At 44.9% G+C, this 13,891-nt stretch carries 12 protein-coding genes and 1 tRNA gene; 2 read left to right on the top strand and 11 right to left on the bottom strand.

Annotation, left to right across the window (positions count from 1 at the left end):
• Positions 1–102 precede the first annotated feature (102 nt).
• Positions 103–177, top strand: a tRNA-Glu gene (locus ACMQ5W_RS04475).
• Positions 178–689: 512 nt separating this feature from the next.
• Positions 690–1,745 carry a hypothetical protein gene (locus ACMQ5W_RS04470; protein WP_419023727.1) on the top strand — a complete coding sequence of 352 codons (1,056 nt, stop codon included), beginning with the start codon at positions 690–692 and terminating at the stop codon, positions 1,743–1,745.
• A gap of 278 nt (positions 1,746–2,023) precedes the next feature.
• Here the strand turns inward: ACMQ5W_RS04470 and ACMQ5W_RS04465 are convergent, their stop codons facing one another.
• The 11 genes from ACMQ5W_RS04465 to ACMQ5W_RS04415 form a co-directional block, all read right to left on the bottom strand.
• Positions 2,024–3,400, bottom strand: a complete 1,377-nt coding sequence (locus ACMQ5W_RS04465) for an MATE family efflux transporter (RefSeq protein WP_419023725.1) — start codon at positions 3,398–3,400, stop codon at positions 2,024–2,026.
• Positions 3,401–4,020: 620 nt separating this feature from the next.
• Positions 4,021–4,884: a GH25 family lysozyme gene (locus tag ACMQ5W_RS04460; RefSeq protein ID WP_419023723.1), complete on the bottom strand. Its 864-nt coding sequence runs from the start codon at positions 4,882–4,884 to the stop codon at positions 4,021–4,023.
• A gap of 124 nt (positions 4,885–5,008) precedes the next feature.
• A complete protein-coding gene (locus tag ACMQ5W_RS04455) occupies positions 5,009–6,223 on the bottom strand; it encodes a hypothetical protein (RefSeq protein ID WP_419023721.1) in 1,215 nt (404 codons plus the stop codon).
• Positions 6,220–6,780: an RNA polymerase sigma factor gene (locus tag ACMQ5W_RS04450; RefSeq protein WP_419023720.1), complete on the bottom strand. Its 561-nt coding sequence runs from the start codon at positions 6,778–6,780 to the stop codon at positions 6,220–6,222. Before ACMQ5W_RS04450 ends, ACMQ5W_RS04455 begins: the two co-directional genes overlap by 4 nt.
• 208 nt (positions 6,781–6,988) lie before the next feature.
• Complete coding sequence (locus ACMQ5W_RS04445) at positions 6,989–7,495, bottom strand: CarD family transcriptional regulator (protein ID WP_419023718.1); 507 nt, start codon at positions 7,493–7,495, stop codon at positions 6,989–6,991.
• Positions 7,496–7,626: 131 nt separating this feature from the next.
• Positions 7,627–8,943: a sodium-dependent transporter gene (locus ACMQ5W_RS04440; RefSeq protein WP_419023716.1), complete on the bottom strand. Its 1,317-nt coding sequence runs from the start codon at positions 8,941–8,943 to the stop codon at positions 7,627–7,629.
• An 11-nt stretch (positions 8,944–8,954) separates the two neighbouring features.
• A complete protein-coding gene (locus ACMQ5W_RS04435) occupies positions 8,955–10,283 on the bottom strand; it encodes a hypothetical protein (RefSeq protein ID WP_419023714.1) in 1,329 nt (442 codons plus the stop codon).
• 130 nt (positions 10,284–10,413) lie between these two features.
• Complete coding sequence (locus ACMQ5W_RS04430; RefSeq protein ID WP_419023712.1) at positions 10,414–11,067, bottom strand: GntR family transcriptional regulator; 654 nt, start codon at positions 11,065–11,067, stop codon at positions 10,414–10,416.
• Between the two features lie 209 nt (positions 11,068–11,276).
• Entirely contained in the window at positions 11,277–12,641 is a 1,365-nt protein-coding gene (locus tag ACMQ5W_RS04425; RefSeq protein WP_419023710.1) for an FAD-dependent oxidoreductase, read from the bottom strand.
• Positions 12,642–12,644: 3 nt separating this feature from the next.
• Complete coding sequence (locus ACMQ5W_RS04420; protein WP_148493257.1) at positions 12,645–13,061, bottom strand: RrF2 family transcriptional regulator; 417 nt, start codon at positions 13,059–13,061, stop codon at positions 12,645–12,647.
• Positions 13,054–13,881 carry a 4Fe-4S binding protein gene (locus ACMQ5W_RS04415; protein ID WP_419023846.1) on the bottom strand — a complete coding sequence of 276 codons (828 nt, stop codon included), beginning with the start codon at positions 13,879–13,881 and terminating at the stop codon, positions 13,054–13,056. The genes ACMQ5W_RS04420 and ACMQ5W_RS04415 overlap by 8 nt, the downstream gene beginning before the upstream one ends.
• Positions 13,882–13,891: the final 10 nt, after the last annotated feature.

The following is a 13,891-nucleotide window of genomic DNA, read 5'->3' as shown; positions in this document are numbered from 1 at the left end:
TCCTTTTATTTTAACTTTTTCAAAAATTTTACTGGACAACAGTTAACATTAAGTATATAATAAATATCGTGAGATTTCAATAAGAGATGTAAAATTTAATATGTCGCCTTGGTCAAGTGGTCAAGACGTAGCCCTCTCACGGCTGAATCAGGGGTTCGACTCCCCTAGGCGATACCAATAAGAAAAAACGAATACCTTTAGGTGTTCGTTTTTTTCTTGCGCTCTATTAGCCTAGGGGCGTCGAACCCGAAAGGGCGTGAGCGTAGGCGAACCCTTCCGGTGGAAGGGTTCACAGCGAGCGGTCCAAGCAGCCTGTACAAGGCTGTGCAGGACGGCAGTCTGCAGGCAGACTGCGTAACTCCCCTAGGCGATACCAATAGGAAACCTCCTGCAAATCTTGAAAATTCAATGTTACAGGAGGTTTTTGCTTCGTTAATCAATGAAGAGAAAAACGTTTTTGGTGTTAAAAATGTGAACTTTTTTATAGTCCTTTTACAAGGCACAACATAGACAAAATCAGCCGGGGAAGAACCCCGGCTTTTATTATTATGCCCCCTATCTGGATGCAGTCTGTAATCACGACATTTTGTATGTGTTTTGCAACAATACTCGATTTAGTATTGATTTTATATTTTTTATAAGTAATATTATAGTGTACAAAATATTTTATTCAGTTAAGGAGAATTATTATGAAAAGAAATAGGTTATTAAGGAAAGTGGTTATAGTAACAGTGATGTGTCTATTATTCACTGCAGCTTTCTCTGCTGCAGCTTTTGCAGATAGTTATACTGTTACAAAAGACGGGACTACAACCTACGTTGCCTCAGGAATGCGTGCATTAGCCTGTACCAAGATGCAAGACCTGTCCGAAGTGGAATGGACATTAAACGCAAAGGACTTCTACTATGCAAAAACAATCAGCAACGGAGTACTGACCGGACTGGTTCATCTTAAACGAGATGATGCAAACGGGAATCCTATCAAACGCTACGGAGTCCCTTATTCACAAGTTTACAGAGAGTTTAGCAACATTGACGCAAAGCCATATGTCGTCAGGCTAGGTGATACATCCCAAACACTCAATGGCCGGACATACCGCACAGTAAAGGGTGTGGATTGTTCATCTGCCACCTGCTACTCATGGAGATACGCTGCTAGAAATGGTGGCTTGACTTCGTATACTGATGATTTTATGAAAGGGTCGAAGAAGCCGGATAAGAGTTCTACCTCTACCAAGTATATATATGATGGTACAAGCATTCTTTTAGATGCCCTGAATAATTCAGCGGTATCATACCACAGAAATAACTCGACTTATACGACTAGTATCAATGTAACAAAAGTTGGTAATTATGGTAACTATAAAACTTACTATTGGAAAGATGGCGAAATCCAAACAATCAACGACATCTCTAAAATTATCACGCATCTCAAATCTGAAGGAAACTATACTAAAGGAAAAGACGTATGGAGTGAAGTATATGCTCAAATAAAACCTGGTGATGCTTTGGTCTGTCCAACCCATGTACGTCTCGTTACTGGTGTTACCATAAAGACCAATGTCGATGGTAGTATCAACCCGAGTGAGAGCGAAATACATTTTATCGGTCAGATTGGAAACAATTTTAATGAAGAAGCGTCCAATGAATATGCAACCACCTCATGGGAAAACAAATCCCAGAAATTCACTACTTTGCTAAATGCAAAATACCTTCCTGTCAAAATGAACAAAATAGACAGTTAATTCTACTGGGGCTGTCAAAAAATGATTTAACATTTTTTGACGGCCCCCTATTTAGTTGTAATATAAAAAATTCTGTAGGTCGGTGTTTCATTGTCCATCAGGGGCGCGGTTTCGATTACTTTCCCAGTCAAAAAGTACAAAATGACCGTGGCAGAAAGTGAAAACATTTGCAATCCATGCAAAGGTTCGTAGCGGGAAGTCGCAATCGATAAGATTATGAGATATTCCCGCTATTACATGAACCGAATTTGTTTTGACAGGTCTTCCTATCATCTTTTTCACGAAAGCTGTTCTCGTTTCCAACTTCTGAACTCCCCTACCGCAAGGGCCAGTGATAAGACAAAGACCAGTGCATCCGCAATGGGCGCTGCAATCAGAGCACCATCCAGTCCAAATTTGCCCGATAAGATGATTGCCAGCGGGATTAGAAAAATCGCCTGCCGGGAAAGCGGGATCAGCAGCGCTTTGACAGGCTTACCGATGCCCTGCAGGAAGGATGCTGTAACCATATGTAATCCGTAGAGGAAAAACGCCATCATATATAACCGGAAGATATGCTGTGTGCATTCCGCATAGAGAGCATCCCCAGATACGAAGATCATACCGATCTGCTTACTGAACAGCTGATAGATTGCGAACCATACTACAGAGACAATCAATGCAATCACGGCTGCCAGCTTATACGTCTGCTTTACTCTGTCATAAAGTTTTGCCCCGAAATTATAACCGTTGATCGGCTGCGTAGCTGATGAAACGCCGACAAACATGGAGTGGGCAATTTGGTAGACCTTCATCATCATGCCGTAGACAGATAGCGCCATATCACTGCCATAAATGCTCAGTGCACCGTAAATCGTCATCAGATTATTCATGGTAATCTGCACCACCGCCGTCATAATTTGCGTAAGCAGGCTGGGAAATCCCAGCGCCAAAATCTGCCGAGTAAGCTCCCAAGTAGGCTTTAAAGCAGATTTTAAGATGTGTACGGTCTTTAATTTTTTCACATAAGAAAGACAGAGCAAACCTGCTGCCGCCTGCCCGATGACTGTCGCGATTCCCGCGCCAAAGACACCCATTTTTAAAACAAAAATGAAAATCGGATCCAAAACCAGATTTATGGCCGCGCCGATCATCATGCATTTCATGGTGTATTGAGGGTTACCATCCGCCCTGATGATGGCTGTCAGTGCCGAACTGAACATCAGAAACGGCAGCCCCCAGGCGATGGTGCGCGTATACATCAGAGACGATGCAAAAGCTGTGTCAGTGGAACCAAATAAGGTGACGATTTGAGGCGCCAAAATGCTGCACAGCAGGAGAATTGCGGCACCCGAAGCAATGAGCAAAGTCACAGCGTGACTGACCGTTCGATCAGCCAGTTCCTGCTGCTTTCGGCCCAGGCAGAGACTGATATTTGCCGCACAACCGTCCCCGATCAGCAAAGCGATGGCGATGGCGATAATCGTCAGTGGAAAAGCTACATTTGTGGCTGCCATTCCTGTGACGCCCACTCCCTGACCGACAAAAATCTGATCGACGATGTTATACAGATAATTGACCATCAGCGTCAAAGCTGTCGGAATTGAGTATTTGACGATGAGTCTGGTAATTGGTTCTGTTTCTAATGGATTTCGTTCTTCTTTTAGCTGGTTCATTAAAATTACTCCTTTTTCTAACAAATTTGGATTTGCCTCTTATTATCTGTATCATTTCGGTGCATAAAAAACAAAAGCACCCAGAAGACAAACCCATCTAAAAGTGAGAAGGTTTATTTAACGGATGCATATAAAAAACGTGGAAATGACGGAATCAAGCGGTCAAGTCTGCCAAATCAAGATTTGGGGACTTTTCGCATGAGACTTGCCAACGATTTACTTAAAGTAAATCGGGCTAGGGCTTCAACATTCCTATTTCCACATGTCGCCCGCAAGAGACGACGCTTCGCAAGGAACGTTCTTTGATATTCCGTCGATATCGATTTCATCGATATCTCCTACATAATAAAAAATCGATTTCTTACTCTCTTGCAAATAAAAAGAGAAAAACGCATCCAGTTACATAACCGAAGGCTTTCTTCTCCCATCCAGACTAACTGTTGGCTTCGGAATCAAACCGAATTAGCGTGATGCTCGCGGGCTGTACCGCCAGTAGAGTAAAACTCGTTTCCGAAGAAAGAACACAAATTATCTTCTACAGAATAGCACATCATTTTTATTACGTCAATTAAAACATCTGTGCCAATCGGAAAACCGCCGGCACAGATGTTGTTAAAGGATTATCTTCTGATGGATTTTGCTTTTCTCAGGCAATCTCGACCGAAGAGTCCATCCACATACAGACCATATCTTCTCTCAAACCATTTTACAGCGGCAATGGTTTTATCGCCATAAATTCCATCTACCGTCAGGTCTCTGCCGCACCAGTTGAGGAAACGCTGTAGTTCCCTGACTTTGCGTCCTCTGTCACCTCGTCTGAAATAACCTCGAAGTGGAAGCGACAGCGGTCCCCGATAGCGTTCCTTTTCCCGCGGCGGTTCTTCAGGCTCAGGATCTCCCGTATAATCCTTAAAGCACCAGTCCAGATCAAACTGTCCCGGTACACCTGAAAAACTTCCGTTATCTGCAAACTGCCACATGGCCGGTCGCTTATAATTGGTATGAGAATTGTATTGGGCTACCCATACGTCAATCCCCGAGAGATTGCCGATTTTTTCTGTCAGCCAATAGTACGATGCGTACACACCGCAAGGATGGCCCAGTCTGCGCACTTCTTTGACAAAGGCTTTGATGACCCTGGTCAGCGCCCGTTTAGACAGCCTTCCCTGAGTCAGTGGATCTTCCACGTCCATCCAGATCGGATACTGCAGCCTTTTTCCCCGGCAAAGGCGGACAGCATGACGCGCCTCGTTTCTCGCCTGCCTTGCAGTCACAGCCGTTGAATAATAGTATGCGCCAAAGTCCAAGCCTGCGGCTCTCGCCTGTCTATAATTATTGTCAAACATCCCATCTGTCACCGTTCCCCGATAGCCGCCGGCTCTGGCGATGACAAACTCGATATCGTCTTTTTTTATTCTTCTATATTGTTTTTCCGTGAGTCTTCCATTCCAAAAACTCACATCGATGCCTTTCTTTCTTACCATAATTACACCCCAGCTTTATAGTATGCAGGCGGCACTGAAAGGGGCACAACAGATTTCCCCACCGTTCAGTCATTCCATTGAAAAAGGGCCGTCAAGTAACTGACAGGCCCTTTCGGCATGCACCTTATTCAGCTGCATTTGGCATATTGGAGATATATTCTCCTTTCACAGCAGGAACATAGTAAGTTGCGTATTGCGCCAAACCGCTCGTCTCACTGTCTGCATCCTGTGTTCTGATATCGAAAGAATAGTAGGGCAGGAACGTCTCATAGGTATTCCCTGTCAAATAGACTAAGTTGACATTTTCAATCTGTTTTGTATCTGGCAGTGGATTATCATTGTCAAAAGTGATGTAGTTGCCCTTTTTCAGCAGCCTCTTCGCTTCTGCCGAAGTAATAATGGGATAGCTGTCTATTTTTTCACTGCTGGATAAATTGTCCTTCAAAATAATTGACTGCAGATTTCCTGTCTCATCAGTTTCGAAAATCATCTTTTTCATGCTGTAATTGATGATCTCATCTTTGCTGTCTCCTGCATTATCGTAGCCATTGATGATCCATTTCAGATTCCCTGTCTCATCATATACGGCTGAAGCACTTTGCTTTGGGTTTTCAAAAGACAGCAGACTGCCGTATTCTTGTAATAAGTATTCTGTCACCACTTCTGCTTCTTCTCTGTTCATTTCTGCAGGTGGAAAGCGGTATTCTTCCGGCAGTTCTACACTTTGAGAGAAAGTGATTATCGTACTGTGATCACTGGTTACAGAGATTTCTCCTATGTCTGTAACTGCTGTGGCTTTGTATGCTGTGGCTGCAGCTGTTCCGTCTGTGTCGCTGCCTGCTTCTTCTCCCTTGTCATAATGGATGTCCTGTACCTCTGTATCCAGGCTGGCGGCGACCACCTGTGCCTGATCCTGCAGCTCCTTTTCGTCAACGGGAGCAGACTCACCATCGGCGGCGGCGTACATGGTATTCTTATATACAGGCATCTCCTTTACATCCATGTCTTCTCTCCAAGGGCTTCCATCGCTCAGCAACGATTCGTCCGCCGCTTTTTTAGGTCTGACCTCTTTCGAAGAGTGATTGGTGTCTATTGTCAATTTTGGCAGGTTCAAAGCGGTCTTTGGCTCATCGCCGCCTGTGCTGGGTGCTGGTTCTGATGCCGGCCAAAAATGCACGCAGCCAAACAAGACAATCAGCAGGCAGGCCGCCAGACTGCCATATCTGAGCCAGAGCTTTTTCGGCGGCTTTTTTGTCTGTGGAACATTAAATTCCGCCGCTTCTTCAATAAAATCGTCGTCTATATTGCCTATCGCCGATAAAAATTTATCACTTTTCATAAGCGTATTTCCTCACTTTCAAGATGAAGTTTCAAATCATTCCTCATTCTAAACAACATGGTAGTGACTTTATTCGGTTTCATACCAAACTGGGCGGAGATTTCTTTGATCGAATTCATATACCAGTATCGCCTGACAAATACCATCCGGCTCTCCTTCGGAAGCCCTGCCAAAAATCCATTGATCGCATCTACCAGAACCATCTCTTCCACCAGATCTTCAACTTTTCCATTTGTGGACAGGCACTCCTCCAGCTCGGATAGAACCAGTTCCATCTGCCCCGCACCACGTTTCTGCGTATTGTAACCTTTATATTTGTTCAAAGCCAGGTTCCTCGTAATTTTCCCCAAAAAAGTAGATAATCTATTGGGCTTATGAGGCGGAATGGCATTCCAAGCTCTCATGTAAGTATCGTTAACACATTCTTCAGCATCTTCTGCATTGTAAAGAATGTTATAGGCTATGTGGTTACAGTATTTGTCGTATTTCTTTGCTGTTTCTGAGATAGCCGCTTCTGATCGCTGCCAGTATAGCTCTACGATCTTGCTGTCCTCCATAGTTCCTCTCCTTTCCCAAAGAGCAAGTCCCTTACCCTTATACACAACTTTTTGCTGGCGATATTTCTTTAGATATTCTATCATTTGAAATATTTTTTGTCAAAATACTGTCAAGGCAAAATAAAATACGCCATAGCAGGAATGATTCCAACTATGACGTATTCTCCCGTAAGATCAAAACACCTTCTGTGTTACCCTTTTTCGTGATTCAGTTTTTGCCTTCTACTGATTTGGTTATATAGTCTTTGACTTCTTCTTTCGGAATCCCCAGGGCTACAGACAATTCACCGTGCAGCAGTTCCTCAGCACGCCTCATATATTTTTCGTCCACCTGGCCTAATTTTTTCCCGCGCTCTCTGGCATCACTCTCTTTCAGATAAACATCCCTTACCAGCTTTAATAAATCGCTGCACTTGTGGGATTCAAAAAAAGACTGATAGTGTTCACTGAGAAATCGCATATTGTTATTCTCATAAATTTCTGCCTTGACCGTCGGTATCTCTTCAATCAGTTCCTCCGCTTTTTCCTTTGTAATCACATGTCGCATGAAGGTCTTTGTGTCTACCGGCGCAAAAATCTTTCCATCTTGATATTGCGGTAAAAGGGTGTAGTAAAGCCTCTTTTTCCCCATGATAGGAATGTCTGGTATTCCCACCGCTTCTACTTTGCATACGCCTTCGTTTCCATAGATTATAAAATCACCAGTCTCGTACAAATGATAGCCCCCTTCTCTGTTACTGCACAAAAAGACGTGCCGCTCGCGGCCAGCCGGCCCGATGTTCTTTGAAACAAGCAGCACGTCGCCTAATTTATTTTAGCATACACTTCACTATATGCAGCAAAAGTTTATTTTATGACACCAAATAACGTCAGACACAGAATAACGATGATTATCGGAGAGATGTATTTTATCATGACAGATAGAAAGTGATAGATCCATGTGTCTTTGCTAAAGCCACATGTCCTGGCCATGTTGTCCATCCCCCAGATCCATCCTGTGAATATGGAAATAGCTAAGGATCCCAAGATCAGAAAGACGTTGTTGGTCAGCATGTCAAATAGATTGAACATGTAATCAGAAAACAGCGCTGGCACGCCGATTATCATGACCAAGACAAAGGTGACCCATAGTGCTTTTAAGCGGCTCACCTGGAACTGATCCATGATGAAAGCCATGACCGCTTCCCAACCCGCAATGCCAGAAGAAAAGGCAGCGATAAAAAAGCCAATATAAAAGATGGTTCCCCATATTCTCCCGCCTGCCATTTCATTAAAAACGTTTGGCATAGTAATAAACGTCAATCCCGGACCAGAAGCCATCTCCAGGTCAAAAGCCGATGCCATGGGAAAAATCATCAGGCTGGCCATGACGGCTACGAAGATGACCGAGACAGAGATGATGACTGAGTTCTTCACCACGTTGATTTCTCCTTCTTTCTGATAGCTGCCAAAGATCATCGCTACAGCCATGGCGATGCCCAGGGAAAAGAAAGTCTGTCCCAGGGCCGTCAGAACACCCGCTAGGGAAAAAGAGTCAAAATCCAAGGTGAAGATAAACTTCACGCCCTCCGCTGCACCCGGAAGACGCAACCCTGCGATAACAAGAACACCCATGATGATCGCCAGGGACGGCAACAGGACCTTTGCAATTTTTTCTATGCCCTGCTGCAAATTATTCTTTACCACCAGGGCAGTCAGCGCTACATTGACCATGATAAACCCAAACACCAATACGTGATTTGCTGAAAAGTCAGTAAAGTACTGTGCCACCTGTCCACTATCCATACCAAGAAAGGTTCCTTTTGCAGTGGCGTAAATATAATGTAAAATCCACCCATATACCGGAATCGTATACCCGATGACCAGCACGATGCAAATCATATGGAAATACCCCGCAATATGCCATTTTGCTCCCGGTTTCTCCAAAACCCTGTACGCCCCTACCGGACTTTTGCGAGATGCCAGCCCCAACGAAACCTCCGCTGAAAACAGAGGAATACCGACGACAAACATCAATACGATATAAGTCAGCAAAAACAGACCGCCGCCGTATTCTCCGCAGATATATGGAAAGCGCCAAAGGGTGCCCACACCCACAGAAAAACCGATTGTCGCCAGGATAAATCCCAGCCTGGAACTGAAGGTATCTCTCTTCTTATCCATGACGTCACCTCCTATAGGTAAATCCGATCCTCCACAGAGTTATAAGCATTCTCACTCGGCGTAATTCCTTTCTCTGCAGCTTCTTTCAAGTTCTTCCTCGTAATTTCTGAGCAGACCTTCTCCACTCTGTCCATCAATTTTCTCTTGTCGGCCTTGTCACCTTTGGTATACATCTCCGCTCCGCTCATCACGCCGCCGATATTTTGAACCCAGCACTCTTGATACAAGATGCCGCGATTCATCAAAAGCTTCGCCAGACGCAGTTCTTCTTCTTTGTTGCTGGCGTGGAGCTGGTTATTGGCCGCACCAAAGACCATTTTAAATTTCAACTTGTGAATCACTTCTTCGGTGAGAAAGCCGCCGACAGCGCATGGACAGAGGATATCCGCCTCTGCATTTAGGATTTCTTCGTTTTCCACCACGGTGATTTCTGCTTCTGGATATTGATTTTTCAGTTTCTTTGCCATCTGGGGATTGATATCGCTTACAATCAGCTTCGCCCCATCTTTAAGCAGATATTCGGCTTGTGCGTACCCCACAGAGCCCAAGCCCATGACCGCCACAGTCAATCCCTCTAAAGAGTCCCTGCCAAATTGGAATTTTACCGCCTCCTTCAGAGCACACTCCACTCCCCAAGCCGTCGGTTTACCGGAGGAACCGATAGGATTAGAAGGACCTGCCGTGATATATGCCGAATAAGGTGCCATTGCGTCTGCCAGTTCGATCGGATAACGCATATCCGGGCCAGTAAAAAATTTCACCCTATCCAGAGCAAAAGCCAGGAAACCCAGTTCCTCTGTATCGTTCAAATCAGCTTCATCAGCAACCACAGTAATTTTACCGCCTCCGTAAGGAATCTGAGATGCCACATTCTTGTGACTCTGGGCGCGGCCCAGGTTCAGACCGTCGATGATGACTTCGATTTCCTCTTCATCGCGATCATGGCGCCGGATGCCTCCTGTATAGAGGGCATGATCTTTGTTATTGACACCCAGGACGACACTATGTAAGTTGGCCGTAAAGCGCATGTCCTTCCTGTCGTAATAGTAGCAGTCCAGTCCGAAAAACTTCCCCCTTCTCAGCAGATTAAAAACTTCTTCCAGATAGTCTGTAAGGCCGTACTTATCAATCAAGGCTCTCGTCTCTCTGTTGTTCAGCCTGATGTCGTTCTCTGTCAAAAGGCTGTCAGCATAAAATGTCTTATTAAAATTGCTCCACTCAATATCGCTATCCCATTCCTTGGCTGCGATGATGTACTCCCGATCTGTACGATAGTCGTAACGTAGCATCAAAGTCGTGAGACCTTCTTCCTTCAGCGGATAATATAAACTTTTCTCCATAATGAACCTCCTGTACTCTTTTCGCAAGTTTCTGACTTTTCTTAATTATAACATATTACATGTAATATGCAATATGTTTTTGTGTAAAAAAATTTCAGTCCCTATTATTCGACTGAAATTTTTCAATAAATTATTTTTTCTCTGTCATATACCCAATTTCTGAAAACCGATTGTGTTCCTTCATCAGCTCTTGTGCCTTGTCAATATCCCTTATTTTCAGCGCATTCTTGATGGCAGTATGAGCCTGAATACTCAACTTGCGATTTTCAATAACCGCCAGATATGCGAAAGTGCACATGTTAATCTGATTCTGGGTTTTCTTGGTGCACTCTCTAATGGTCTGGTTAGTACAATAATCAATCATCACCTTATGAAATCCTACTGACGCTTCGTGAAAGCCGTTGTCATCTTGCGCCTCATAGGCTCTGGACTGTTCATCCACAATTTCTTCCAAATCCGCAATCAAACCATCGAGACTGTCCATCTGCCGATAAGTATCAATCACGATATCAAAGAGATAGGCATTGGCTTCTATCAAATCTCTCTCCTGCTCTTCATCCAATTTGATAATGCTGGGACCAACATTGTGTTTTTGCTCCACAAAACCTTCCTGAATCAGGCGATTGATGGTCTCTCTGACTGGTGTTCTGCTGACGTCAAAGGCCTTTGCCAGTTCTTCTATATTCAGTCTGTCTCCTGGAACCAGTTCCCGCCTCTGAATCTTCCTCAATATCAGATTGTACACTTGATCTACCAGGGATTTTCGTTCAACCTTGTCTGTCACTGTTCTGCCCTCCTCTGTATTTTACATGTAATATATTACCATGATTTTGCAGATTTTGCAATCACAATTCACCACAGTGTCTTTCGTTTAGAGAAGTCTGCCCCTAAGTGAAGAAACGACGCAGAGCATTATTGCTCTGCGCCGTTTAGGCTGATGCATAGTGGGGGATTAAAATCAGTTAATCTGATAACCCTTCACATCAATATCCTTTATACATCAAGCAAATCGTTGAGTGCCTCACTCATGGTCGGATGTGTAAAGATCTGCTCTTTTAATACGTGATAATCTGCGCCTAGATCCATTGCCAGCTTGACGATATTGATCATTTCATAGGACTCTTCACAGAAGAGCATCGCGCCCAAAATCTGGTTTGTATCAGCATCGATGACGGCTTTCAGCAGGCCTGTCGTACTCTTCAGCACCTGTGCCTTTGGAATTGCTGCGGCAGGAAGTTTGGCGATTTTTACGTTGTAACCGGCTTTTCGCGCCTCGTCCTCGTTCAAGCCCACTCTTGAGAAGGACGGTGTGATGAAGACGCTATATGGCACATTCTTTCTGATTGCCTGAGAATACTGCCCGCCGTTCATCTGTGACCAGATGATACGGAAATCGTCTAAGGAAACATATGTAAATTGCAGTCCGCCTTTGGCATCGCCCATAGCCCAGATGTTCTCCGCCGTCGTCTTCAGCTTTTCGTCTACGATGACAGCGCCTCGCTTGTCGAGTTCTACGCCTGCCTTCTCAGCCTGCAGATCTGCCGTATTCGCTTTTCTTCCCGTGGCAGCCAATACTGCCTCCGCCTCGAGAGCCACCTCTTGCCCCTGCCAGTTTAATCTGACAACAGCTCTGCCCTCGCCAGTCTCTACCTTCTCCGTCTTTGCTCCCAGGTAGAAGCTGACACCTTTTGCTTCCAGCGCACCTTTGATCGCCTCTGCGATATCTCTGTCTTCCCTCGGTATAAAAGTTTCCCCGTCCTGTACGACCGAAACCTTTGCACCGAAACCAGAGTACATGGACGCAAACTCCAGTCCGATATAGCCGCCGCCGATGATAACCAGGTGCTGCGGAAGCTGATCCAGATCCATCAAAGTCGCACTGGTATAAACGTAAGGATTGCCCGCCAAGCCTTCAATCGGCGGAATCACCGGCGTACCGCCTGTGTTGATGAAAATCTTTTCTCCTTCAATTTCGAAAGTCTCACCGTCTGCCTCTATCTGCACGACTTTATTAGAAACAAAGGAGGCATCGCCTAAAATCACCTCAATATTAGGATGATCGGCCAGCTTACTGTAATTCTTGCCGCGAAGCATACTGGTCACACGGCGTTTTTCCTCTATAGCAAGACGATATTTTTCGGCTTTTTCCTCAAAAGAAGCTTTCTCATCCAGTGCAGACAGACCAGAACTTCTCACCAGAGATTTGGACGGGATACAGCCTACATTGATACAGGTACCTCCGTACATGCCGGCATCCTTTTCAATCATAGCCACTTTGCTGCCGTTAGCGGCCATCTTCCCTGCCAGGGTTTTTGCGCCTTTTCCAAATCCAATCATAATTGCATCATACTTTTTCATGATCTAGTCCTCCTTAAAAATTTTGTTGTTTATGTTATCAATTGTTATACGTTCCAATTCACGCCTGCACCCCTCATTGAGTTCCTCGTAAATTCCATCCATAATGCCCGCCATACCAGAAGCAATGAGGCAGTTCATCTCCGGATTACCCGACTTCCAAGAGGCTTTAACAAAATCCACGTCCAAGGCATCACCAATTTGGCACAAGTTGATCTCCTTCGCATCCTTGGCCATGGAATACCCCCCTCTTACACCTTCTTTTGTGGCAACAAAACCGGCCTTTTTCAGTTTTGCCATCACTTTTCTGACACGAACAGGATTCGTACAGACATTTTCCGCCAGTGTTTCGCTGTCCAGGGTCTCACCCTTATGATTTAAAAACACCAGCGCATGCACTGCTATCGTAAATTCACTAGTCATTTTTCTTTCCTTTCCTCAAAGCTCCAGTCGGACAGCTTTTGATACAGTCGCCACACCTGATGCACTCCAGGCTGTTCGGCTTTTCCCATACTTTAATATCCATCTTGCAGACCTTCTGGCATTTGCCGCATTTCACACATTTCTCCTGATCAACCTCAAATCGTTTAAAGGCAATCGGATTAAACAGGCCGTATACAGCACCCAGTGGACACAGATATTTACAAAACGGTCTGTAAACGATCACTGACAGTATCACTAAGAGGACGAGAATTGCCATCTTCCAAGCATAGAGGAAACCGATGGTCTGCCGCAGCGGTTCGCTGGCTAATACCAGCGGAATTCCTCCCGACAGAGTTCCGCTGGGGCAGATGTATTCACAAAACCAGGGTTTTCCCTGACCAAAAAGGTCCACAGCAAACAGCGGAAGCAAAATTACAAAGACAACTAAAATCATATATTTCAACCACTTGAGTACCCCGTGTCCCGGCAGATTCTTTCTCTTCTTTACAAAAGGAATCTTGTAGAGCAGATCCTGTACGAGGCCGAAAGGACAGAGCCATCCACAGACGAATCTGCCTAGCAGCGAGCCAAACAGCAGCAGAAATCCAAGGACATAAAAGGAAAACTTGTAGTCTCTGCTGCCGAGGACAGCCTGCAGCGAACCGATGGGGCAGGACCCCAGGGCTCCCGGACAGGAATAGCAGTTAAGTCCCGGCACGCAGAGATTCTTTGCCGGTCCCGTATAAATTTTGCCCTGTATGAAACCGATTAAATATCCATTGGTAATGGCCGTAAAAGCAATCTGCACCCACAGCCGCATTCTGTCTTTT

It is taken from the genome of Emergencia sp., from assembly GCF_048465375.1.
In the GTDB taxonomy this organism is placed as follows: Bacteria; Bacillota; Clostridia; order Peptostreptococcales; family Anaerovoracaceae; genus Senimuribacter.
This window is presented reverse-complemented; position numbering and strand designations above follow the sequence as displayed.